This is a genomic window from Brevibacillus sp. TJ4 (assembly GCF_044627595.2).
Lineage (GTDB): Bacteria > Bacillota > Bacilli > Brevibacillales > Brevibacillaceae > Brevibacillus.
Genome location: NZ_CP185865.1, coordinates 831,228 through 854,470 on the forward strand (window position 1 = coordinate 831,228; position 23,243 = coordinate 854,470).

Below are 23,243 nucleotides of genomic sequence, written 5' to 3' on the forward strand. Positions count from 1 at the left end.
AGCTATAACACCTATAGGCACAATTGACACCCCCTTACAATGTTTCCGTCATTTCAGACACAAATGATGGTAAAAGAATGTACCTAGCAAGGTATGAAGAGCTTTTCCATTTCCCATAGAAGCCGCGTTGGGGAGGGTTGTCCTTTTTGAGAGTACAAGAAAAAAGGTCTCGTCACTTTCCACGATACCATCAATATGGTCAAAATCCAATTGTTTAACAATGAAATCCAAGGTACCCCACGCTTTCAGCCGATTTTGACTCATTGGTGGGCTTTGAAGCAAATTAACGTAGGGGGTTAGTTATGAATAAATACGTTTGGATAGTTTTCGGTTTAGTAATTGTTGCTGGAATATCGTTGGCTACTTGGGCGGGCGCGGCTAACAAAGGGGATAAGGAAGCACTACATGCCTATTTGAAGATGGAACAGGCACGAAACCAAGACAACAAATCTTTCAAGAAATCGAGTAGTCATGTCACCCTGTCAGACTTTTCAATTCCGGGAGCTGTATTGTCAGAAGTAGACGAAATCAGATCATACAAAGGTTCAAATATCGAGGACTTACTAACTTCGTCCGATGAGAAGCTATCGTTCATTATGGAAGATGACGAAGTAAAAGGCATCGTGATAGCAACCGATTCAGAGCCAATCATGGCCGGTGGTGAAAAATCGGGTCCTGAGTTGTTTGACCTTTACGAAGAGATCAAAAATACGCTCGGTGAAGATGTAGACATCAAGTACTTTAGCTATGCAGGCGGGTTTGCTTTCGTAGCAACTGATAGCGAGGGAGAAGAACATTTGTGGCTCGATGAACGCGCTGCTGCATTTTTAAAGCTCTCTCCTCACACTCAACTCGATGCCGAAGAAGTTGTAGAAAGCATAAAAGAAGGCGCACAATGAATGATCCGACAAAGAAAGTCCCCCTTGGCTTATAGGGGGACTTTTCGTGTTAGTGCTCCTGCATCAACTCGGATGCGATAATGTCGATCGGTTGCAGCAGCACCTGGTACAACAGGGCCGCTTCTTCTTGCCGATTCATCGGTCGGAGGGAATGAAAATCGGCAGCGCCGTCTTCCTTGATCTCCACCTCTGGTCCGTGATAGCCAAACGCGACCATCATCTTGACCCCCGGAATCGCCCAGTCGTTCGTTTTCCCTGCCAGCTTCACGTCTTCGAACAATTCTTCGGGATAGGTCCAGCGGTACAGGTTCCAGAGCATCGCCGCCGCTTCCTGGCGAGTGATCGGGCGTTCCGGCTGGAAGTAACCGTCATTGCTTGGCGGCAGCATGCCCAACTCATAGGCGAGCTGGATGTACGCCGCATCGGGGTGTCCTTCGATATCAAAGAAGGCGTACTTCTCCGGCGGGATGCTGCTGACCCCGTTGATGTGCAGGAAGTTGCGGACGAATTCCGCTCTTGTGACCGGCTGTTCGGGGTGGAACAGGCCACCTGGCTGATTGGGATAATGATTCAGCGATTGGAGCGCGTGAATGTAGGGGGCGTACGGATGATCCGCTGCAATATCGGAAAATCCCGCCGGTTGCCCGGTTTTGTGCGAGTAGCCCAACGTATTCAGGTACGGTTCCTTCATGTAGACTGTCTTGCCGTCGGAGTGAAAGGCGGTAAACTGCTTGCTGATCTCGTCAATAAACAGATTGTCGCCAACCTGGCGCAAGGTACGCTCGCCGAGGTAGCCGTCGGAGATCGTCAGCAGACCGTCTCCTTTTGCCGCGACGGTCGAGAGTAACGAATGAAGCCGCAAGTCGTAGTACAGACCGTCGAGCTTTTTCAGCTCCGCGACGGGCGTCGGCTGTACGGGCGGCAGCTTGGCTGGCTGGCTGTACTCCGGGAAAAAGGTGTTCATAAACATGGAGTAGAACGTATGCCGCACCCCTCCTTGCCCACTGTTCGTAAGGAAAAAACCGGTGTCGTGTTCGGGTATGAGCACGAGGTACGAACTGTAGCCGGGGACGTCTCCCGCTTTGGTCAGGACAGAGGGGCTGCTTCCGGCCTCGGGAAGCTGGAATGCGGCTTCAAACCCGTAGGTGGTGTCCGGCAGCACGGCGTGCATGGACGAGCGGTAGACAAACATCGCTTCCGCCGACTCTTTGGAGAGGATGCGGCCAGACGGAGCTTTTCCGTCGTTGAGCAAGGCAATCATCAAGGCGCCAATATCCCCGGCGGAGGAAACCATTCCTGCATGCGGCATGACCGTAGGTGTCGTCGCGTACGCCGGGATCGGCTCGAAGTCGGAATCGTACCCGGTCGCCAGATGTTCAAGCAGCTCGCCTTCCAACAAAAAGCCGCTATGTTCCATCTGCAACGGCTGGAAAATGTGTTTTTCCATGTATGCCTCATACGGTTCGCCGCTCACTTCCTGCACGATCAGCCCGAGCAGCAAATACGCGAAGTTGTCGTACATATAAGAGGAGCCAGGCTCGCGCACGACGGGCGGCATGTGTTCTTTCGCAAATGCCTCGATGGAAACCTGCTTGGAGAAATCGACGTGCAAATCGCCCGGCTGCGGGTCGCGAATCTCAAAGCCGCTGCGGTGTGTCAGCAAATGTTCTACGGTAACAGGGGTGGCGTACGGATTTTCGAATTCCAATGAATCGAGATAGGTGCGGATGTCTGCCTGAAGGTCAACCTTGCCTTGTTCGACCAATTGCATGATCGCAACGGCAGTAAAGGTTTTGGATACAGAAGCGACGCGAAAAACGGTCTCGCCCGGATTGACCTTGCTTTCCTTTTCCAGGTCGGCATAACCGTACCCTTTTTGGGCGATAATCCGGTCTTTCTGTACGATGACGACGGATGCGCCAGCATAATCGGATTCGACATACGGTGAAGCGAAAAAGTCGTCCAGGAACGCTTCGGCTGTTTGAGGTGTCAACGGTTTCGCGGACGGATTGCTTGCAGCCAGGGCTGGAATCGCGCTGGTGGCGACGAGAGATACAGCAAGAAGTACAGAGGTGGCAACTGTGCGGCAAATGCGTCGGCGCAAGGCAGATCGAAGGAACTTCAAGTTTTGAATCACTCCATTCATAGCGTATACATTCTGTAACGGGCGAATTGGTTGAACTGTTTCCATATATTGAATTATGTGGAGAGAAGCGGCGCTAGAACTGCAATCTCCCAATATAAGAAGATAGGTTATTTACTACCAAAAAGTTAGTATATATCTGCGATGCGAGATGCGCTAGAATTGAGATACGAAAGTGAAGCAAGGGGTATTAGCTCAGCTGGCAGAGCAGTTGACTCTTAATCATCAGGTCGCAGGTTCGATCCCTGCATACCCCACCATCGTTCGGGAATCTAGGAAAGACTTCTATGCAGGGCGGCCATCGTCCTGCTTTTTTTGTTGAGATAGCGGATGTGAGAGAAGCCTGCCTCTGTTAGGGACATAGACCGACTGCCTGACAATGAAGCCGAGGGGACCGTAAAATGGCGCCCATCGAGCAGTGCTGGTACATCCAGACAAAGTTTGTTCGAAAAATATAGAAAATTAAATTCGATAATGTTAGAATTTGGAGACAATCTTCGCGAGGGGTGTTTCGATGAGGCTAATGGATCTCACCAATGGACGAGCTACGTACGAGGTAGAGTTTCGCTTTTCGACGTTGTTCGAAGCAGCCTTGGGGCTTGCAGCGGCGACTTACCCGGACATTCATCACACGCTGGAAAGACCGCCGGCCTACTGGGCAGAGCTGAAAGCAAAATTGCCTGCCGACGTTCAGCAGCACGTATCCCATCTCCAACGCAACAATACGTGGAAAACACTGTTGAACCTGCTGGACAGGCATTCGTTTGCGGATCTGGAGGACTTTCTTTCGTACATACAAAACAGCGATGCGCAACAGCTGCGTTATGAATCACTGCCCTTTTTGGGACAAGCCTGGCAAGAGACGAGAGAAAAGGCGGCAGCAGGGGAGACAACCGCTGTTGCCGCATTGCAGCAGGCATGCCGTGACCACAAATTTTTCCCGGACTACATCCGTTTTCTCTGCGAAGTCGAAATCGATACCTTGAAACATCATCTCGTCACGGTTATGGCAGGCTGGTATCAGGCGATCATCGCGCCGGAGGAGGAACGGGTGCAAGGCATTCTCGAGCGCGACTGCGAGGCCAAGCTGGCGATGGCTGCCAAGCTGGAAGCGGAGGAACTCGTTGAATGGGCGACGGGGGGAATCCGCTACCTGCCGGAGCCGCATATCGATAAGGTACGGCTTGTTCCGCAATTTGTGTACCGTCCGTGGAGCATTCAGGCAGAGATGGAACAGACGAAAATCCTCTACTACCCGGTATCCGATGAAAGCATCTCCACAGAGCCTGACCCGGACCGTCCTCCTCACATGCTGGTGCTCCAGTACCGTGCTTTGGGCGACGAGCATCGGATGCGCATGACAAAGCTGCTGTATCGTAAGGACCATACTTTGCAGGAATTGACGGACAAGCTTGGCCTGGCTAAATCGACGGTCCATCACCATCTGTCCATCCTGCGTTCTGTGCAATTAGTCGGCGTCGAGGGACAGCGGTATGTATTGAAGCACGCCAACGTGAACGCGCTTTTCCCGGCGTGGCAAAGCTACCTTGAGCGTGGAGGCGATTTGCCTGAGTAAGCCTGCCGAACTTGTCGCCACCACTCAGGGTACTACTTTGCTCAAAAATATGCCGTTTGTCGCCGTATGGACGGGCGAGACTGTCTCGACACTGGGTGGCAGCTTCAGCACGCTGGCCAGCTCGTGGCTCGTCTACCAGATTACCGATTCGGTAACCGCGATGGGCGACATGCTGCTGATCTATTTCTTGCCTTCTTTGCTCATGCAGCTCATCATTGGTCCTTACCTCGACCGCTGGAACCGGCGCAATGTAATGGTCTTCTCCCAGTGGACACGGGGTATTGTTGCGCTCGCTCCATTGCTTTTGCTCGTGCATGAACAGCCGGTAGTCTGGCCCTTGTACCTCGTTTCGCTGGCGAATGGCTTGATCCAGCCGCTCTATGTGCCGTCCAGCATGGCCTTGATCCCGATGCTCGTGCAAAAGGAACAAATCACCTCAGCCAATGCCTGGCTGGATGGTTCGTCGCGGCTGATGATGGTGCTCGGCCCGCCCGTGGGAGGCCTTGTCGTCGCTGCAATCGGTGGCGAGTACACGCTGATGCTGGTCGCACTTTTCTACGGACTAAGCGGTTTGCTGCTGCTTTCGTGCCGGATGCCAACGGTCGATACCGCGGACTACTCGCCAAAGCAATCGTGGGGCAGTCAGTTTTGGGAAGGCATCGCGTTTTTTCGGCAGCAGGCGATCCTGATCTGGCTCGGAATCTTTCTTTCATTCGTCCAGTTCGCTCTCGGGGTCACCTCCGTGCTGAATCTCCCGTTTGTCGCTGACGAGCTGCTTGGCACCTCATACCAATACGGTTTGTTCATCGCCGGCTTTCCGCTTGGCTATTTCTTCGGTTCGTTGCTTGTTGGCCGGCAAAAACAGTTGAAAAAACGCCGACTGGTCATGTTAGGCTCCCTGCTTGTTGGCGGCAGTACCTTCGTTGCGCTGTCTTTTACCGATAACATCTGGCTTGCCGTGACAATCGAGGTCATCGCTGGGATGGCCGCTCCGTTTTTCCACGTGCATAGCAACAGCCTGTTTCAGCAAATCGTTCCCAACCACCTGCTCGGTCGTGTCCTGTCCGTCCGTCTGCTGATCATCCGCACCGCGATGCCGCTGGGAATCGTGCTGGGCAGCCGTTTGGGGGACATCTGGGGGATACGCCCGCTGTTTGTATTGATCGGGGGCATCATTTGCCTGGTGTCGTTGCTCGGTCTTACGTTGCCGTACTTCCGCTTTCTCGATCGGAGCAGTTCGGACTCGTAGCCAGACTTACAGAAAACAGCGGTTTTGGCGGCATAGTTCACCCAGTCGCACCATTTGCTGGCTCATTGCAGGCAACAGAAAAGAAAAGCGTCAAAGGATTCGTTCCTCATCGAAACGATCCGTTGACGCTTTTTCGCGGCTTACGACTCGTAAATCAATGTGCCGGTCAGGCTCAGGTCGTAGCCGTTTAACTGTGCGAGCTGTTCCAGGTAATCGCTGGATTGGAGAGCTTTCTGGATGGCATTGCGCAATTCCAGGTTGTCTTTTCTTTTCAAAATGACAAGATCGTACTGCTCTTTGATCATCGGGATAAAATCGACGTTTACCATTTTGGCGGCATTTTCGATCCCGACACCGGCATCGGCCTGCCCGCTGGCGACAGCAGAAGCGACGGAAAAATGGCTGGTCAGCTCGTGCTCGTATCCGTTTACGTCTTCCCTGGCGATTCCGTTGATTCGTAGCTGTTCATCCAGCAGCACGCGTGCCCCGGCCCCTTTTTCGCGATTGACGATAGTTGTGTGCGGGTTGGCCAAATCGCGCCACGTCTGGATCTTTTTCGGATTTCCGCGCTGCACGTAAATTCCCGCAGTGCGGCAGACGAGATTCAACATGATGAATGGCTGGCAGACCAATATGCGTTTGACGTAGGGGAGGTTGTATTCGCCCGTGTCTCCGTCGTACAGATGGACGCTGGCGATGTCGCACTCGCCGTTGTACATCGACCAAAGGTTGTTCAGGCTGCCCGTATACTGGCGCAGCGGCGTTATCGAGGTGTGCGTCTCGATGTACTTGCTCAGCATGTCCAGCACGATGTCCTGTCCACTGATGATCGCCTGCTGTTTGTTCTGCTTGGCAGGCTTGGCAGGTTCCCGCAGCAGCAGTTCTCTGCCAGCAGGCTGATCCCCAGCGGCACTCCCCGTCCGGTTGCGCGCTTTGTACCTCTCCAGATCGGCGTGGTCCACCCGCATCTGCCTGCCTACGCGGTATGCGGAAAGCTCCTCTTTTTTGATCAGGTCGTAGACGGTCAGTTTTGATATTTTCAGCAGTTGGGCAACCTCTTCTATGGTATAGGAGGAATTCGAAGTCATATCATCACTTCCTGTTTTATCTTGTTATAACGGGATATAGGTAATGATAAAAACGGGTGCCTGGTATCGTTGTGGCAAATGACGAAGAACAATGGCTGAATTAAAGGTACAACACATGGGGAAAAACGACAATACGAATCCGGAATGGCTGCAAAGATTTCTGGCGAGATCAACAGCGAAGCGGCTGTCTGGTTCGCTTTTCGCCAGTCGTGACAGCACACGCGGATCACGTGCTTATGCCCGCGAATCAGCCCGGCACAGATGAACGGGCAGCAGATCCTCAAGGCAGAGAAGAAAAGTCATTGATGATGAGAGAATGTTATAATAAGATATAATTAGTTATAATTAATTATATTCTGAATGTGGGGGAGTCGTATGAAAAAGCGTTTGGCAATTCTCTCTGGTTTTTTCTTTCTACTTTTGTCTCTGACAGCCTGCTCCAATCAGCAGGGCGAGGCACAAGCGCCCGGCGCATCGGGGAATGGGCAACAAGTCGAGCTGATCGTTTCTGCGGCAGCGAGCCTGAAGGATGCCATGGATGAGATTCAGCGTACATACAAGCAGGAGCGACCGGAAGTTACACTGCGCTTCAACTTTGGCAGCTCCGGTGCGCTGCAGCAGCAAATTTCCCAGGGAGCGCCGGTTGACGTGTACGTTTCGGCAGCAGAGGATACGTTTACGAAGCTGGTGCAAGACGGGATCATTGCGGAAGAAGACGGGGTAGACCTGCTGGGCAATGCGCTCGTGCTGGTTGTACCGAAAGACAGCACGGCAGTGACAGGGTTTGCCGATCTCGGCAAAGAGGAAGTGGACAAGATCTCGATCGGGATGCCGGAGTCGGTGCCGGCAGGCAAATATGCCAAGGAATCGCTGGAGAAGCTCGGGATTTGGCAGGATGTCGAGGCAAAAATGGTGTACGCCAAGGACGTGCGCCAGGTGCTGTCCTACGTCGAGACGGGGAACGTGGACGCGGGAATCGTCTACAAGACCGACGCGATTGCCTCCGAACAGGTGAGCATCGTCGCCACCGCCGATCCGGCTACCCATTCGCCGGTGATTTATCCGGTCGGAGTGATCAAGCAGTCGGCTCATTACGAAGCAGCCAAAGACTTGTACCACTACCTGCAGAGCGACGCAGCAATCCAGGTGTTCGAGAAGTATGGATTTACTGCTGCGCAATGATGCCTTTTTGTCGGAGTTCATTAGTCCCATCTGGCTTTCTGTACAGGTAGCGGTCGTGGCGGGACTTGCCGTCGTGCTATTGGGAACCTTGACGGGGCGGCTTTTGGCCAGACCGCATTTTGCCGGAAAAGCCGTGGTGGAGACGATACTCATGCTGCCGATGGTGCTGCCCCCAACGGTCGTCGGGTTTTTCCTGATCGTCTGTTTTGGCCGCAACAGCTTCGCTGGACAAGCAATCGAGTGATTGTTTTCGCGGCCGATCATCTTTACCTGGTGGGCGGCTGTCGTGGCTGCGGTGGTAGTGGCGTTTCCGCTGATGTACCAATCCGCCAAATCCGGCTTTCTCGGAGTAAACCCGGATATTGAGGAAGCGGCGAGAGTCGATGGAGCGGGGGAATGGAAAGTGTTTTTGTTCATCTCGATTCCATTGGCGTCACGCGCCCTGCTCACCGGATGCGTATTGAGCTTTGCCAGGGCGCTGGGGGAGTTTGGCGCTACCTTGATGTTTGCCGGCAATATTCCCGGACAGACGCAAACCATCCCGACCGCCATTTACGTCGCCATGGATTCCGGGAACATGCACATGGCCTGGCTGTGGGTGATTTCGATTGTCTGTATTTCCTTCTTGATGCTGCTCGTGGTCCGGGTGAAGCAGGAATGACGGCGTCCGGAGGAGCTGGCTGTGGTGAAAATGACATGCGCATAACGAGTAAAACGAAGCCGGTTGCCCGATGAAAAGATGCGGGAATCGGCTTTTTTCTGTTCGCTCTCTGGTATACTGGGAGCGTATGAATGAACGAATGCGGAAGAGGGAGAGACATGATTTTTTTGGAAGTCATCATGCCGGTACTGCTGATATTTTTTTCTGGCTACGTTTTGCAGCGGATTTACAAACTCGATCTCAAGCCGATTTCCACGCTTGCCATCTACGTCCTGTCGACGGCGCTGGTGTTTCGCACCTTTTACAAGACGCCGCTGGACATGCAGCTTTTTTACATTATCGTCATCTCGATGCTCTTGACGTTGGGGCTGATCGGGATCACCTACCTGACGGCGAAGTGCTTCAAGTACGATAGGCAGCAGGAGAGTGCCATGATGCTCTCTACAGCGTTTATGAACAGCGGGAACTACGGAACCCCGATCATTTTGTTCGCCTACGGGGAGGCGGGGTTTGACTACGCGGTGCAAATTATGGTGTTCCACGGGATTATCATGGGTGTGTTCGGCGTCTATTTTGCTTCCCGCGGCAAGGGCGGGGTGAAGGATGCCGTCCGCAACGTGCTGAAGCAGCCGTCCAACCACGCGTTTATCGTTGCGATTTTGCTCCAGCAGGCGCACATCGTCATTCCGGACAGCTACTACCAGGCGATTGACCTCGTGGCGCAGGCGGGGATTCCTGTAGTCATGCTGATTCTCGGGATGCAGTTGGCCAACGTGTCAGCCAAAGAGCTGAACTGGCGGGAGCTAAGTGTCGCCAGCGTGATTCGGCTTGTCGCTTCCCCAGTGCTCGCCTATTTGATCTGTCTCATGTTTCCGATCGACCCGCTTTTGCAGAATGTACTGATCATTTTGGCGGCGATGCCATCTGCGGCGACGACGGCGATGTACGCGATCCAGTTCAACGCCAGGCCGCAATTTGTCTCCAGCAGCGTGCTGGTGACGACTGTGATGTCTGTCGGGACGTTGACGTTTTTGCTGCACATCCTGCAATAGCTGTAGCGGCGCGGCTGAGATAGGCACTTCGGGACCGCTTAGCGTGAATATGCAAGGAAATGGGAGGATACGTTTGAAAGGTGTCCCTTGATTCCGGTTAACTCGCTCTGAGGCAGGTTAGCTCACGTATATGATGAATTTTCAGAATTGAGGGGTATCCGATATTATGGTAACTTATTACGTACAGACTCGTACATGAGGCAGAGGAGATGAAGGAAGAGGGACCATCAAACTTCATATCGGGCCTAGTTCCGTCACAGACGGAAGCGGGGGAACCATTTTTGGGGTTAATTCTGTGTAAACAGAAGGGGTGCAAACTGCCATCCTACCCGTCAGCTAACCTCGTCGGCTAAAGCAGGATCTGCATATTACGTTTCATCATCCGCTTGTTTTGCGTAGCAGCAACAGCTCTCTTTGGGCTATCTGCTGGGAGTCATTCAAGCGTTCGTTTTCCATAATTTGGAAAGTGAAGACGAAGCACTGCTTTAGTCGGGAAGGGCCCTGACCAAGAGCATGCTTCGTCTTTTTGTTTGGAAAAAATCAAAAAAGGAGCGATGAAGATGATTACCTTTCACCAAGTCAAGAAGAGCATCGGGGATGTGTCGATCATCAAGGGGTTGGATTTGCAGATCAAGGCAGGAGAGCTGTTCGTCCTGATTGGCCCGAGTGGCTGCGGAAAGACGACGACGATGAAGATGATCAACCGCCTGATCGAGCCGTCTTCGGGCAAGATCGAGATCAACGGGGAAGACATCGCTTTGGCAAACCCTGTTGAGCTGAGGCGAAATATCGGATATGTGATTCAGCAAATCGCCTTGTTTCCGCATATGACTATCGGTCAAAACGTCGCACTAGTCCCAAAATTGAAAAAAATGGACGCTGCCAAATACGAACAGCGAGTCGATGAATTGCTGGATATGGTGGGACTCGATCCCAAGGTGTTCAAGCACCGCTATCCTGCCGAGCTGAGCGGGGGTCAACAACAGCGTGTAGGCGTGATTCGGGCGATGGCCGCCGATCCGCCGATTATCTTGATGGATGAACCGTTTAGCGCTCTGGACCCGATCAGCCGGGAGCAGCTCCAGGATGACTTCGTCCATCTGCAAAAGACGATCAACAAGACGATTGTTTTTGTGACGCACGATATGGATGAAGCGATCAAGATCGCCGACCGCATTTGTCTGTTGAAAGACGGGCAGGTCGTCCAGCTTGACACGCCGGAAAAAATACTGCAGCGGCCAGCTAACGAGTTTGTGGCCAGCTTTATCGGCTCCAAGCGTCTGCGCACAGCCCAGGAGCGCGGTGCCGCCGCAACTGCCGCGAAAAAGACGGTGCAGCTACCGCGCTTGGGTATATCCTAACAGCGGGGTGATGACATGAATGACTTTATGCAATTTTTGGTGGAGCGACGTGAACAAATCCTGACCCTGGTCTGGGAGCACAGCTATATTTCTTTTCTGGCTGTCATGGGCGGTTTTTTGATCGCTGTTCCGCTCGGGATCATCCTGACCCGGACGAAAACGATCAACCGTTACGTAATGGGATTTGTCAACATTTTACAGACGATTCCCAGCCTTGCCTTGCTTGGCTTTATGATTCCGCTGCTGGGGATCGGAGCGGTCCCGGCCATCTTCGCTCTCTTTCTCTATTCGTTGCTGCCGATGGTCCGGAACGCGTATACGGGGATTAAAGAGGTCGATCCTGCGCTGGTCGAGGCAGCGCGCGGGATGGGCATGACCAGCTTGCAGATTTTGTGGAAAGTCGAACTGCCGATGGCGATCTCGATCATCATGGGCGGGTTTCGCACGGCGACGATCTACACGATCAGTTGGGCTACACTGGCGGCCGTCATCGGCGGCGGTGGGCTCGGCTACTTCGTCTTCACCGGACTTGGGGTTGCGAACAACAACATGTTGATTACCGGTGCGCTCGCAACCGCAATGCTGGCGATGATCGCTGATTTCATTACGAGAAAGATACAAGGTGTCTGCACGCCGAAAGGACTGCGGGCAAAGCGCGCCGATTGAAAATGAGGGGGACTACAGAGATGAAGAAAAACTGGATAAAGATGATGTTTGTATCCATGTTCAGCCTGGCGTTATTGGCTGGATGCGGATCGAGTGACGTGGTAAAGATCGGCCATCAGCCGACTTCGGAGGGGACGATCCTCGCCCATATTTTGCAGCAATTGATCGAAGACAAGACTGATATCAAAACCCAGCTTGTCGGTGGATTGGGAAGTACGCCGATCGTACTGCAAGCGATGGAGAACGACGACATCCAGATTGCCTCGGCCCGCTACGTCGGTACGGACTTGACGAGCAGCCTGGGACTGGAGGAGTTCAGCAAAGACCCGCAAGAAGCGTTTGAACTGGTGAAAAACGGCGTGGCAGAAAAGTTTGACCAGATGTGGTTCCCGTCTTACGGGTTTGACAACACGTATATTTTCACCGTCAGAAAAGAGATTGCCGAACAATACAATCTCAAAACCGTCTCCGATCTGGCAGCGGTCGCTGGCGAGATGAATCTGGGTACGGACACAGCCTGGCTGGAGCGCCCGAATGACGGATATGCTGCATTCCAGGAAGCGTATGGCATCAAATTTGGAAAAACGACTCCGATGGACATCGGACTGGTGTACAAAGCGGTAGCGAATGGCGAAGTCGACGTCGTCCTGGCGTATTCGACCGACGCCCGCTTGCAGGAATTCGGTCTCGTCACACTGGAAGACGACAAGCACTTTTTCCCGCCGTACGGAGCGTCTCCGGTAGCCCGCAACGATACGCTGGAGAAGCATCCGGAGCTGGCTGAAGTAATCGACATGCTGAGCGGCAAAATCGATACGGAAAAAATGACGGAGCTCAATTACAAAGGGGATATTGAACAGCTTGATCCGGCTGAAATCGCCAGAGAGTTTCTGCTCGAACAAGGGCTGTTGAGTGAATAAAGCAAGCAAATTTACGGAGGGGAGGTAGATGCGATGGAGACCCTGATGGGAACGATTCAGTACATGGTGAGATATTGGGATCAGATCGCCTCGCTCACCGGGGAGCATCTGATTATGAGCGCCAGCGCAATCGTGATCGCGATCGCAGTGGGGGTTCCGCTGGCGATCCTGATGACCCGCAACCAGACGCTTGCTGTTGCCATCCAAAACGTCATCAATACGATTCAGACGATTCCTGCGATCTCGATGCTGTTGATCATTATGATTTTTCTCGGGCTGGGGTACAGTACGGCAATTACCGCACTGGCGCTCTACTCGCTCTTGCCCATCGTGCAAAACACGTATTCCGGCTTGGCCAATGTGGATAAAAACATGATCGAGGCAGGACGGGGAATGGGTATGACCCCGCTGCAGCTTTTGCTCAAGGTGAAAATCCCGCTTTCCTTGCCGGTGATCCTGACCGGGATACGGGTCGCCTCGGTGGTAGCGATCGGGACAGCGACGATCGCCACCTTCGTCGGGGCGGGAGGTCTGGGAGAAATGATCATGCGCGGTATCGCGACGACCGATGACATCAAGATTTTCGCCGGAGCGATTCCGGCAGTCGTCATCGTCATTCTCGTCGATCTGCTGATGGGCCGGATCGAAAAGAGAGCCAGCTTTCGCGTAAGTACAGGACGGGCGGGCAAGTAGCCACACACGTTCGCGGTTGATTGATCGCCAACAAAAAAGGTCTGATCCGATTCGGGTCAGGCTTTTTTGTGTGCGGCCAGGCAGGTCAAGCGATCCGATCGCGCCACACTTGCACAGCGTACTAAGGAAACGGCATATCGGCTGTCGTGCTTTTTTCATGCAGGGCTGTATCGGCATTGCCCTTGACCTTTTTTGACCGGACGCACTACACTAGACGAATAATCAGGAGAGACGGAATTCTCTGAACAAGATCACGACGAAGAAGGGGCGATTTGCATGATACAGCATAACCTCAATCTGCAAACAGAGTGGTTTCAGGCGATCATTCATTCCATCCACGATGGAGTGCTGGTCATTGATCGCGATGAGATTGTCCGTCTGATCAATCCAGAGTATACGCGAATCACCGGGGTAAAGCCGGAGATGATCATCGGCAAGCCGCTGCGTGAAGTGCGGCCGGGTGCGCAACTGGTGGAGACGCTCAAGGACGGACAAACGAGAGTCGGGATTTACCGCCGGGAGGGGAGTACAGAATATGTCGTGGACATGGCTCCGATCCATATCGACGGGCAAATCATCGGCGCTGTCTCCATCTGCAAGGGACTGACAGAAGTTCACAAGCTGGCGCGGGAACTTGCGAAAAACAAGGAAAAACTGCTTCAACTGGAAAAAACGGTAGACTCGCTGTACAGGGCGAAATACAGCTTCGCACAGATCGTCGGAGCGGATCAGGGGCTAAAAGAAGTCGTCCACATCGCCAAAAAGGCAGCAGATTCTCATCTTCCCGTGCTGATTACCGGAGAAAGCGGCACGGGGAAGGAGCTGTTTGCCCAAGCGATCCACAATGCAAGCAAACGGGCCGATCGACCGTTTATTCCCGTCAACTGCGCAGCGATTCCTGCGTCCCTGCTGGAGAGCGAGCTGTTCGGCTACGAGGAAGGGTCTTTTACGAACGCGAAAAAAGGCGGGAAAACCGGATTGTTCGAGATCGCCCACGGCGGAACGATTTTTCTGGATGAAATCGCGGAACTGCCCTACGACTTGCAGGCCAAGCTGCTGCGCGTGCTTCAGGAGCGGTCGATCCGCAAAGTGGGAGAAGTGCGGGAAAGAGAGATCGATGTGCGCGTGATTGCGGCCACGAACAGGGATTTGCAGCATCTCGTCGAAAAAAACCGCTTTCGCGAGGATTTGTACTACCGCCTCCATGTGTTGACGATCCGGATTCCTTCTTTGCGGGAGCGCAGGGGAGACATTCCAGAGCTGGTTACCGCCTTTCTTTCCGCCTCAGCCGACAGGGGCCAGCCGGCTTGGACGATGGAGGAGGAAGCGCTGCATGCGCTGAAACAGTATCACTGGCCGGGAAATATACGCGAACTGAAAAATACGGTGGATTACGGCGTCTGCATGGCAGAGAGTGCGGAAGTCCGCCTGCACGACTTGCCGGACTACATCATTTCGGCTGCGCGTGAAGCTCCGCGTATTCTCTCCCACGATGCGCGTCCTACCTTGCGCGAAGTGGTTGACGATGCGGAGCGAACATGGATCAGCGAGACGCTGGCGCAGTTTGGCAACGATCTGGAGGATCGGAAGAAAGCAGCCCAGACGCTGGGAATCTCTCTGGCGACGCTGTACAACAAGATGAAAAGGTACAATCTCGGGGGCTCCCACTATTCCAAATAATTAGAATCTCGTTCTAAAAATGAAAAACGTGCCATGCAATGCCTGTATTCGCCTGTTTTTTGGCTGAATATCCCCCGGTTATTTTACAAAGTTGGAATGACGAAGGAAGAGAAAGCGCTTCATAAAAGCGCTTTCTTTTTTGGTACGGTCTTTGCAATGAGAAAAGAGGGAGGGTATTTATCCGTACTTTGATAGGAGGTAGGCTATGCTAGCGCTTCTCGGTTTTTTGACAGTTGGCATTTTTCTTGTATTGATTATGAGCAAACGAATGTCGGTGGCCGTTGCCCTGATCCTGGTACCGCTGGTGTTTGCGCTGGTAGGCGGCTTTGGACCGGAAATGGGACAAATGATGCTCGAAGGGATTCAGAAGGTGGCTCCTACGGGGATCATGGTCGGCTTTGCGGTTCTGTACTTCGGCTTGATGATCGATGCAGGCATGTTTGATCCGTTTATCAGGCGGATGATTCGGCTGGTCAAGGGAGATCCGTTGAAAGTGGCGGTCGGTACAGCGGTGCTGACGATGATCGTCGCCCTGGATGGCGACGGCGCTTCGACGTTTATGATTACGATCTCGGCACTGCTGCCGCTGTACAAACGGCTGGGCATGAGTCAGCTCGTACTGGCTGGAATCGTCTGTTTGGGAGCTGGTGTGATGAATATTGCTCCGTGGGGCGGTCCTACAGCGAGAGCGATGACCGTCCTGAATACGGACGCGACGCATTTGTTCAATCCGGTTATCCCCGCGATGATCGCCGGGATCGTGTGGGTGCTTTTTGCCTCGTATCTGCTGGGCAAAAAGGAACGGAATCGCTTGGGAATTCTCAACATTCAGGGAGATGAGCTGGCTGTTCCGATCGGTCCGGAAGACAGCAAGCGACCGCATTTGTTCTGGTTCAACCTGGTGCTGACGATCGTGCTGATTGCCTGTTTGATCAAGGCGGTCTTGCCGCTGCCGATTTTGTTCATGGTCGCATTTGCGATCGCGCTGCTGGTCAACTACCCGAAAGTGCAGGATCAGCAGGAGAGGCTTGCCAGCCACGCGGGAAATGTCGTTCTGGTGACCACGATGATATTTGCCGCAGGGATTTTTACCGGGATTTTGACGGGAACGAAAATGATCGAAGCGATGGCATCCGCGATGGTTTCGGTTATCCCGGACGCCATAGCTGGCTATTTGCCTGTACTGGTGGCATTAGTGAGCATGCCGCTCAGCCTGGTGTTTACGCCTGATGCCTTTTACTTTGGCGTCCTGCCGATTCTCAGCGAGACGGCGAGCAATTTCGGCATCGATCCGCTGATGGTCGGGCGGGCGGCAATCCTCGGCCAGATGACGACAGGCTTCCCGCTCAGTCCGCTCACGGCTTCCACGTTTATCCTCGTCGGTCTTTCGGGAGTGAGTCTGGGCGAGCATCAGCGCTTTATTTTCAAATGGGCGTTTGGCACTACCATCGTGATGACAATCGTCGCGCTGCTTACAGGGGCAATTACAATTTGAGGTGATCATCTATGATTCGAATCGGTTCTGGAGCCGGTTTTTCCGGAGATCGGCTGGAACCAGCCGTACTACTGGCTGAACAAGGAAAACTTGACTACCTGGTGCTGGAATGTCTGGCTGAGCGAACGATCGCGTTAGCCCAGAAGCGCAAGCGCCAAGATCCGGGCTTGGGCTATGACCCGCTTTTGGAGAAACGGATGGAGCGGCTGTTGCCGGCGATCAAAAAACATGGCATTCGCTTGCTGACGAATATGGGAGCAGCCAATCCGGTAGCGGCAGCAGAAAAGATCGTGGAGATTGCCCGCAGGCAGGGGCTTTCGGTCAAGGTCGCTGCCGTGACCGGGGACGATGTTCTGGAAAAACTCGATTTGCAGCAGCCAACATTGGAGTCGGGCGATCCGCTTGCTTCATACGGCGCACTCATTTCCGCCAACGCCTATATCGGGGTGGACGCGCTGCTGCCGGCGCTGCAGACAGGCGCCGATGTGATCGTGGCCGGACGCGTGGCTGATCCATCGCTGTTTCTGGCACCGATGATCCATCATTACGGATGGTCGCTCGATGATGCCGACAAACTCGCCCAGGGAACGGTGATCGGTCATTTGCTGGAATGTGCCGGACAGCTCACCGGCGGCTATTATGCCGATCCGGGCAAAAAGGATATACCCGACCTCTCCCAGCTCGGCTTTCCGTACGCAGATGTAGCCGAGGACGGCACCGCTGTGCTCTCCAAGCTCGAAGGCACTGGCGGCGTCATACACCTGGGAACAGTAAAGGAGCAGTTGCTCTATGAAGTCACCAACCCGGCTGCGTACCTCACTCCGGACATTACAGCCGATTTTACCAAGGTTCGCCTGCGTGAGCTCGGCCCAAACCGGGTACAGGTGACGGGAGGACGAGGCAGGCCAAGACCGTCCCACCTGAAAGTAAGTGTCGGCTACCACGCGGGATATATCGGGGAAGGAGAGATTTCCTACGCCGGGACCAACGCCCGGGCAAGAGCGGAGCTGGCCGGTGCGATTATTAGCGAACGCTTGTCTGCCGCGTCCTTTCCCGATATGCGCGTCGATTACATCGGCAGCAACTCTACCCACCGCACGTCGTTTGGCGAGATCAGTCAGCCGTATGAAATCCGTCTGCGGGTCGCAGCGAAGACGGCGAGCAAGGAAATGGCTGCGGTCATCGGCGAAGAAGTCGAGGCTCTGTACACAAACGGTCCGGCAGGTGGCGGAGGGGCACGCAAATACGTACACGAGGTGGTCGGCATCGTTTCGGTAATGATTCCGCGCGAAAGCGTCCGTCCGCAAGTAACCATCCGGGAGTGTTTCGCATGAAGAAAAAGCTGTACGATTTGGCACACAGCAGAGCAGGCGACAAAGGAAACACCTTGATTGTGTCCCTGATCCCCTATGACGAGCGGGATTACGAGATGTTGTGCCGTCTGGTGACCGCAGAAAAGGTAAAAGAGCATTTGAAGGAGATCGTGACCGGGGAGATCGTGCGCTACGAACTTCCGGGAATCAGCGCGCTGCAGTTTGTGTGTCAGCGCGCATTGCTGGGCGGGGTGACCACTTCGCTCGGAATGGATACACACGGAAAAAGCCTGAGTTTTGCTCTGCTGGAAATGGAGATAGAGATCGAAAACAGATAAAACGAAAAATCAGTGACAACACTTCGTCCCTCATCGAACAATTCGTCAGGTACACTTAAGACACATACCGGAAATTGCGAGATGGGGGATGACCGTTTTGAATCGTGTCTGGTTTGCAATCCTTGTTGTCGTCACGACCTCGCTGATGGGCTCCTCGTTTGCAGTCGGCAAAATCGGACTGAACTACGTGTCCCCGCTCCTGCTGGTCGGGCTCCGTTTTACGCTTGCCGGGGTGCTGATGGCTCTCTGGGTGTGGAGAAAGCCGCTGCCCGCCTCGCTTCGCGACTGGGGCAAGGTGCTGCTCATCGGCTTTTTTCAGACAGCCTGCGTGATGGGCTGCATTTTTCTCAGCTTGCGGACGATTCCGGCGAGCGAGTCGTCGATATTGACCTTTATGAACCCGCTGCTCGTCGTCATCTGGGGCACGGTGTTTCTGGGGCTGCGCTACCGCTTTTCACAGTGGCTGGGAGTGGTGATCGGCATTGCTGGCGTGTTCGTAACATTGGGGTTTCATCTGGAGTGGGAGACGGGTACGCTGTTTGGCATCGGTTCGGCATTTGCCTGGTCAGTCGCGACGCTGCTAGTCAAAAAATGGGGTGAGCGCTTCAACATCTGGGTGATGACTGCCTATCAGATGCTGTTCGGGGGACTGGTGCTGCTGCTCATGGGTGTGACACTGGAGACGCCCCGCTTCGAGCTCACCCCTGCCTCGGTACTGATCGTACTGTGGCTGGCGATCATGGCTTCGGTCGTCCAGTTCGCCACCTGGTTTGCCTTGCTGCAAAAAGGAGACCCCGGAAGGACGAGCGCGTTCTTGTTTTTGGCTCCGTTCTTTGGCGTCCTTTCCGGTTGGCTCCTGCTCGGAGAAGTCATTCCATGGCATACCTACGCGGGTGGATTCTGCATCTTCGTGGGGATTTTTCTCGTAAACTGGACGTTCGCGAAAAAGGGGAGGGGCAGCAAGCAGCTCAGCGCGGAGCGTGGGGCGAGTTGAAAGACAGGCCGAATGTTTCCCCAAAGCCCTTGTGCCCGGCTGCGGTAATGCGCACTCCGCGATGCTCGGGATACCGCTCGATCCAGCCCAGCTCCAGCAGACGTCGTGTCAGGGCTGCGCCGAGGCTGCCTGCCAGGTGGTGACGCCGCTCGCTCCAATCGAGACACTGGCGGGCATAGCTGCGCCGGCTTTTGGCAGGCTGTTCGAGCTCCACTCCGAGGGCGAGCAGCTTTTCCTTTCCTTCTGGACGGAGGTGAAACTCTTTGTCTCCCTTCTCGATCCAGTCCAGGGCCAGCATCTGTTCGGTCAAGGCGACGCCGACTTCTCCGGCGAGATGGTCGTAGCAAGTACGGGCAAAGCGGATCGCCCGCAACTGATCGGACTCACGCAAGGAGCGGACCGGTGCAGGAGAGGCAATCGCCTGCAGCGACTCGATGGCGTGCGCTACCTCGGCATTGGCCAGCCGGTAGTAGCGATGGCGCCCATTTCCTTCGCTGACGAGCAGTCCCCCCTCTACCATTTTGGCGAGGTGAGAGCTGGCTGTCTGCGGAGTGATGCGGGCGACGCGGGCCAATTCGCTGGCGGGCAGCGACTTCCCTGTCAACAGGCTGACGAGCATGGCTACCCTCGATGGTTCGCCGATCAGCGAGGCGACTGTGGCGATATCCGGCATGGCGTTCATGGATTTCCCTCCTGTTTTTCGTTTGTATATCATACTTCGATGTTAGTAGAAATGTGTGTGGAACTCAAGAGACTGGAAAATCGTTTTCCGAAGCAGTCATCTGCGTATGGCTTTCGGAACTACATAAAAAGCTGGCAGCTTTCATCCGGACAATGCGGAGGAAGCTGCCAGCTTTTGTTTTCGTATAAAAAGAGCAGGCTATACCTTGAATTTTTGCACCAGGTTTTGCAGCTCTTCTGCCATTTGCGACAGGGCGTTTGCCGAAGACGAGATTTCCTCCATGGAAGCGAGCTGTTCCTCAGCGGCTGCCGAGATGTTTTGCGTGGCGTCCGATGTAGTAGAAGCCATTTCAAACACGCTTTCCATGGAACGAACGAACTGCTCCGTACCTTTGCTCAAATGGGATGTGGCTTGCGAAACCTCCTGGATTTGCAGGACGACTTCCTTGATGCTCTGATCGATTTCCTGGAAGGAGCGGCCTGCCTTGTTGACAACGTCGATTCCTGCGGCGACCTCTGCCGTAGTCGTCTGCATCGAAGTGATGGCGCTGCCTGTCTCCGCCTGAATCGTAGCGATCAGCTCGACGATCTGCTGGGTGGAGTTTGCGGACTGCTCCGCCAGTTTGCGCACTTCGTCTGCAACGACGGCGAATCCTTTGCCGTGTTCGCCAGCCCGCGCTGCCTCGATCGCTGCGTTGAGCGCCAGCAGGTTGGTCTGTTCGGCGATGCCGGTAATTACTTCAACGATCTGGCCGATTTCGCGGGAACGCTCTCCCAGCGAGCGGATCGAGTCAGACAATCCGCTGACGGTGGCGTTGATCGAATTCATTTGCTGGATCGTCGTTTGGATCGCTGCATTTCCTTCATTGACAGTGGAGGAGGAGTTCGTCACATTGGTGTACAACTGCTCCGTATTGGCCGAAATCTGCTGCAAGCTCGCGGACATGGCACTCGCCGTCCGGGAGTTTTCTTCGAATGTGCGAATCTGGCTTTCCGTTCCTTGAGCCACGTCCTGGATGACGGTGGCGATCTGCTCGGTTGCCTGGCTCGTCTGCTGGGCGCTAGCCGACAGTTGCTCCGATGTGGCCGCGACGTGGTCGGAACTGTTGCCCACTTGTTGGATCAAGGTGCGCAAATTGGCTACCATGACGTTGACATCCTGAGCGAGCTGACCGACTTCATCATTGCTCTTGACCTGAATTTTTTCGACAGTCAAATCGCCTTCTGCGACGCGATTGACGTTTTGCGCGATGGCGACAATCGGTTTGGAGATGCGGCCAGACGCAAACGATACGAACACCATACCGAGCAAAATAAACACGGCTGTCACGATCAGTACCTGATACAAAAGACTTTCTGCAGGTTTGTTGAAGTCGCTTGTGTATGTGCCGGCGCAAATGATCCAGCCCCAGTACGGGTCTTGCTCGGCGTAGGTTACTTTTTCTGCGAGAACATCAGGGTTTTCCATGCTCGGCCAGTAGTAGTAGGTAAAGTCGCCGCCGTTCATCGCCTTGTGAATGATTTCCTGTGTGAACAGGCTTCCGTCAGGGCCGACCGTTTCCCATGTGTCTACGCCTTCAATTTGTGGAGAGGCGAGCATGACGCCTTTTTCGTCGAGGACGAAGATATAGCCGGACGCACCGACGTCGATATTCGGGTTGATGTCACGTGTACCATCTGCTTTTCTCGGACCCAAAATTCTGCTTTTTACAGACTCCTGTGCTTCTTCTAGGGAAATATCTCCGCGTTCTACGTACTCTTGCAGAGACTTGATCATTTCCATCGTAAGCCGGACGTTGTTTTTCAACGCACGTTGTCCCAGTTCATCCAGACTGCTGGTGGCGGCTTGGTAGGTTTGGAGGCCGATCAATAGACAAGGAATGATCAGCAAAAGCAATGCCGCTGTCATCAGCTTGAAACGAAGTGATTGAAACCGGGAATGCAATTTTCTCTTCATCTGGTAGGAAACACCTCTTTGTCTGAAATTCGGGAGCTGGTGTCGCGATGAGTATCTCGGAAGAATGCTGGCAGGAGTGGTATGCAAACCAATTGGGTAATTTGCAACCCCGACTTTTGACCCCCCTTCTTTATGTATCGTCGAAATATAGTAGTTAGATTAGAGGAAATTTTGTATATAAAACAGTGTTTTGAAAAAAGTCTGATTTATGTTGGCCGCAAACGGTTGTGTTCTAGTGATTCAATCAAAAAACATGGTATGATGACAAAAATGCCGCATAGGGGGATCGAAATGAAATTTATCGATAATAAAGGGATAACAGATCCGCGAATCAATTTGGCGATTGAGGAGTATGCGCTTACATCTCTGCCGACTGTGGACGACTATCTGCTGTTTTACATAAATGAACCGTCGATCATCATCGGCAAAAACCAAAATACAATCGAAGAAATCAATGCCGATTACGTGAACGAGCACGGCATCCACATCGTACGCAGGCTGTCCGGCGGCGGAGCGGTATACCACGACCTGGGCAATCTCAATTTCAGCTTTATTACCAACGATGATGGCCAATCGTTCCACAACTTCAGCAAGTTCACCCAGCCGGTCGTGGAGGCGCTGCGCAAGCTGGGGGTAGAGGCAGAGCTGACCGGGCGCAATGACATCCAGGTCGGCGAGCGAAAAATATCGGGCAACGCCCAGTTTTCCAAAAAGGGGCGCATGTTCAGCCACGGCACGCTGCTGTTTGATTCGCAACTGGAGAATGTCGTCTCCGCGCTCAAGGTAAATGCGGACAAGATCAAGTCGAAGGGGATCAAATCGATTCGCAGCCGGGTCGCCAATATTACCGAGTTTTTGCAAGAGGAAATGAGCATCGATGAATTTCGTCTGGCGATTCTTCATTCAATATTCGGCGGCAAAGAGATCGCGGAGTATCGGCTGACAGAAGAAGACTGGCGCAAAATTCACGAGTTGTCCAAGGAGCGCTACCAGCAGTGGGAGTGGAACTACGGAAAGTCGCCCAAAAGCAATTTTCGCCACTCCCAGCGCTTCGACATCGGGACGGTCGAGGTACAGCTCGACATTGAACGGGGCAAGATCCGGGAGGCGCGCATCTTTGGCGACTTTTTCGGCGTCAGAGACGTGGCGGAGCTGGAAGAGCTGCTGCGCGACCAACCGTACGACAAGACACTGCTGACGGAGCTGATCGCCAAGGTGGATGTGCAGGCATACTTCGGCAAGCTCGATCGGGAGTCGTTTGTCTCACTTTTGTTCTAGCCGGTATTTTTCATTTT

18 protein-coding genes, 1 tRNA gene, 2 pseudogenes and 1 riboswitch are annotated in these 23,243 nt (G+C 53.7%); of the genes and pseudogenes, 17 read left to right on the forward strand and 4 right to left on the reverse strand.

What is annotated here, in order from left to right:
* Nucleotides 1-302 precede the first annotated feature (302 nt).
* Complete coding sequence (locus tag ACAF76_RS03855; RefSeq protein WP_421617511.1) at nucleotides 303-899, forward strand: hypothetical protein; 597 nt, start codon at nucleotides 303-305, stop codon at nucleotides 897-899.
* Between the two features lie 49 nt (nucleotides 900-948).
* On the opposite strand, the gene ACAF76_RS03860 is transcribed toward ACAF76_RS03855, so the two are convergent.
* On the reverse strand, nucleotides 949-3,024 hold the full coding sequence (locus ACAF76_RS03860; RefSeq protein ID WP_421617512.1) for a serine hydrolase: 2,076 nt from the start codon (nucleotides 3,022-3,024) through the stop codon (nucleotides 949-951).
* 202 nt (nucleotides 3,025-3,226) lie between these two features.
* Here ACAF76_RS03860 and ACAF76_RS03865 point away from each other — a divergent pair.
* The 3 genes from ACAF76_RS03865 (at nucleotide 3,227) to ACAF76_RS03875 (ending at nucleotide 5,867) form a co-directional block, all read left to right on the forward strand.
* A tRNA-Lys gene (locus ACAF76_RS03865) sits at nucleotides 3,227-3,302 on the forward strand.
* 254 nt (nucleotides 3,303-3,556) lie between these two features.
* Entirely contained in the window at nucleotides 3,557-4,618 is a 1,062-nt protein-coding gene (locus tag ACAF76_RS03870; protein WP_421617513.1) for an ArsR/SmtB family transcription factor, read from the forward strand.
* Between the two features lie 37 nt (nucleotides 4,619-4,655).
* Complete coding sequence (locus ACAF76_RS03875; RefSeq protein WP_421617514.1) at nucleotides 4,656-5,867, forward strand: MFS transporter; 1,212 nt, start codon at nucleotides 4,656-4,658, stop codon at nucleotides 5,865-5,867.
* 140 nt (nucleotides 5,868-6,007) lie between these two features.
* Here the strand turns inward: ACAF76_RS03875 and ACAF76_RS03880 are convergent, their stop codons facing one another.
* On the reverse strand, nucleotides 6,008-6,955 hold the full coding sequence (locus ACAF76_RS03880) for a substrate-binding domain-containing protein (RefSeq protein WP_421617515.1): 948 nt from the start codon (nucleotides 6,953-6,955) through the stop codon (nucleotides 6,008-6,010).
* Nucleotides 6,956-7,330: 375 nt separating this feature from the next.
* On the opposite strand from ACAF76_RS03880, the gene modA reads away from it, so the two are divergent.
* The 12 genes and pseudogenes from modA (at nucleotide 7,331) to ACAF76_RS03940 (ending at nucleotide 19,310) form a co-directional block, all read left to right on the forward strand.
* Nucleotides 7,331-8,137 carry a molybdate ABC transporter substrate-binding protein gene (gene modA / locus ACAF76_RS03885; RefSeq protein ID WP_421617516.1) on the forward strand — a complete coding sequence of 269 codons (807 nt, stop codon included), beginning with the start codon at nucleotides 7,331-7,333 and terminating at the stop codon, nucleotides 8,135-8,137.
* Nucleotides 8,115-8,798: pseudogene (gene modB, locus ACAF76_RS03890) on the forward strand (molybdate ABC transporter permease subunit). The gene modA and the pseudogene modB overlap by 23 nt, the downstream one beginning before the upstream one ends.
* Before the next feature lie 158 nt (nucleotides 8,799-8,956).
* Entirely contained in the window at nucleotides 8,957-9,850 is an 894-nt protein-coding gene (locus ACAF76_RS03895; RefSeq protein WP_421617517.1) for an AEC family transporter, read from the forward strand.
* Nucleotides 9,851-10,082: 232 nt separating this feature from the next.
* Nucleotides 10,083-10,216, forward strand: a riboswitch (cyclic di-AMP (ydaO/yuaA leader).
* Nucleotides 10,217-10,410: 194 nt separating this feature from the next.
* Nucleotides 10,411-11,169: pseudogene (locus ACAF76_RS03900) on the forward strand (ABC transporter ATP-binding protein); the annotation flags it as partial.
* 57 nt (nucleotides 11,170-11,226) lie between these two features.
* Nucleotides 11,227-11,877, forward strand: coding sequence for an ABC transporter permease (locus tag ACAF76_RS03905; RefSeq protein WP_421617518.1), 651 nt, complete (start codon nucleotides 11,227-11,229; stop codon nucleotides 11,875-11,877).
* 35 nt (nucleotides 11,878-11,912) lie between these two features.
* Nucleotides 11,913-12,797 carry an osmoprotectant ABC transporter substrate-binding protein gene (locus ACAF76_RS03910; RefSeq protein ID WP_421617896.1) on the forward strand — a complete coding sequence of 295 codons (885 nt, stop codon included), beginning with the start codon at nucleotides 11,913-11,915 and terminating at the stop codon, nucleotides 12,795-12,797.
* Nucleotides 12,798-12,830: 33 nt separating this feature from the next.
* Nucleotides 12,831-13,490 carry an ABC transporter permease gene (locus tag ACAF76_RS03915; RefSeq protein WP_421617519.1) on the forward strand — a complete coding sequence of 220 codons (660 nt, stop codon included), beginning with the start codon at nucleotides 12,831-12,833 and terminating at the stop codon, nucleotides 13,488-13,490.
* A 276-nt stretch (nucleotides 13,491-13,766) separates the two neighbouring features.
* The gene (locus ACAF76_RS03920; RefSeq protein ID WP_421617520.1) at nucleotides 13,767-15,170 is read left to right on the forward strand and encodes a sigma-54 interaction domain-containing protein; all 1,404 of its coding nucleotides are present in this window, start codon (nucleotides 13,767-13,769) and stop codon (nucleotides 15,168-15,170) included.
* 205 nt (nucleotides 15,171-15,375) lie between these two features.
* Complete coding sequence (locus ACAF76_RS03925) at nucleotides 15,376-16,665, forward strand: CitMHS family transporter (protein ID WP_421617521.1); 1,290 nt, start codon at nucleotides 15,376-15,378, stop codon at nucleotides 16,663-16,665.
* Nucleotides 16,666-16,676: 11 nt separating this feature from the next.
* The gene (locus ACAF76_RS03930; protein WP_421617522.1) at nucleotides 16,677-17,999 is read left to right on the forward strand and encodes an acyclic terpene utilization AtuA family protein; all 1,323 of its coding nucleotides are present in this window, start codon (nucleotides 16,677-16,679) and stop codon (nucleotides 17,997-17,999) included.
* Nucleotides 17,996-18,316: an AtuA-related protein gene (locus ACAF76_RS03935; RefSeq protein WP_421617523.1), complete on the forward strand. Its 321-nt coding sequence runs from the start codon at nucleotides 17,996-17,998 to the stop codon at nucleotides 18,314-18,316. Before ACAF76_RS03930 ends, ACAF76_RS03935 begins: the two co-directional genes overlap by 4 nt.
* A 97-nt stretch (nucleotides 18,317-18,413) precedes the next feature.
* Nucleotides 18,414-19,310 carry a DMT family transporter gene (locus ACAF76_RS03940; RefSeq protein ID WP_421617524.1) on the forward strand — a complete coding sequence of 299 codons (897 nt, stop codon included), beginning with the start codon at nucleotides 18,414-18,416 and terminating at the stop codon, nucleotides 19,308-19,310.
* Here ACAF76_RS03940 and ACAF76_RS03945 read toward each other — a convergent pair.
* A complete protein-coding gene (locus ACAF76_RS03945; RefSeq protein ID WP_421617525.1) occupies nucleotides 19,285-19,992 on the reverse strand; it encodes an ArsR/SmtB family transcription factor in 708 nt (235 codons plus the stop codon). The two genes, ACAF76_RS03940 and ACAF76_RS03945, sit on opposite strands and share 26 nt — an antisense overlap.
* 198 nt (nucleotides 19,993-20,190) lie before the next feature.
* Nucleotides 20,191-21,948, reverse strand: a complete 1,758-nt coding sequence (locus ACAF76_RS03950; protein WP_421617526.1) for a methyl-accepting chemotaxis protein — start codon at nucleotides 21,946-21,948, stop codon at nucleotides 20,191-20,193.
* A 291-nt stretch (nucleotides 21,949-22,239) separates the two neighbouring features.
* On the opposite strand from ACAF76_RS03950, the gene ACAF76_RS03955 reads away from it, so the two are divergent.
* The gene (locus ACAF76_RS03955; RefSeq protein WP_421617527.1) at nucleotides 22,240-23,226 is read left to right on the forward strand and encodes a lipoate--protein ligase; all 987 of its coding nucleotides are present in this window, start codon (nucleotides 22,240-22,242) and stop codon (nucleotides 23,224-23,226) included.
* The last annotated feature ends 17 nt before the right edge of the window (nucleotides 23,227-23,243 follow it).

Excerpts from the sequence above, each read along its gene's own strand:
- ACAF76_RS03870 (WP_421617513.1), top strand. The coding sequence starts at position 3,557 with ATGAGGCTAATGGATCTCACCAATGGACGAGCTACGTACGAGGTAGAG.
- ACAF76_RS03905 (WP_421617518.1), top strand. The coding sequence starts at position 11,227 with ATGAATGACTTTATGCAATTTTTGGTGGAGCGACGTGAACAAATCCTG.
- ACAF76_RS03935 (WP_421617523.1), top strand. The coding sequence starts at position 17,996 with ATGAAGAAAAAGCTGTACGATTTGGCACACAGCAGAGCAGGCGACAAA.
- modA (WP_421617516.1), top strand. The coding sequence starts at position 7,331 with ATGAAAAAGCGTTTGGCAATTCTCTCTGGTTTTTTCTTTCTACTTTTG.
- ACAF76_RS03955 (WP_421617527.1), top strand. The coding sequence starts at position 22,240 with ATGAAATTTATCGATAATAAAGGGATAACAGATCCGCGAATCAATTTG.
- ACAF76_RS03925 (WP_421617521.1), top strand. The coding sequence starts at position 15,376 with ATGCTAGCGCTTCTCGGTTTTTTGACAGTTGGCATTTTTCTTGTATTG.
- ACAF76_RS03915 (WP_421617519.1), top strand. The coding sequence starts at position 12,831 with ATGGAGACCCTGATGGGAACGATTCAGTACATGGTGAGATATTGGGAT.
- ACAF76_RS03950 (WP_421617526.1), bottom strand. The coding sequence starts at position 21,948 with ATGAAGAGAAAATTGCATTCCCGGTTTCAATCACTTCGTTTCAAGCTG.
- ACAF76_RS03880 (WP_421617515.1), bottom strand. The coding sequence starts at position 6,955 with ATGACTTCGAATTCCTCCTATACCATAGAAGAGGTTGCCCAACTGCTG.
- ACAF76_RS03920 (WP_421617520.1), top strand. The coding sequence starts at position 13,767 with ATGATACAGCATAACCTCAATCTGCAAACAGAGTGGTTTCAGGCGATC.
- ACAF76_RS03945 (WP_421617525.1), bottom strand. The coding sequence starts at position 19,992 with ATGAACGCCATGCCGGATATCGCCACAGTCGCCTCGCTGATCGGCGAA.
- ACAF76_RS03855 (WP_421617511.1), top strand. The coding sequence starts at position 303 with ATGAATAAATACGTTTGGATAGTTTTCGGTTTAGTAATTGTTGCTGGA.
- ACAF76_RS03895 (WP_421617517.1), top strand. The coding sequence starts at position 8,957 with ATGATTTTTTTGGAAGTCATCATGCCGGTACTGCTGATATTTTTTTCT.
- ACAF76_RS03930 (WP_421617522.1), top strand. The coding sequence starts at position 16,677 with ATGATTCGAATCGGTTCTGGAGCCGGTTTTTCCGGAGATCGGCTGGAA.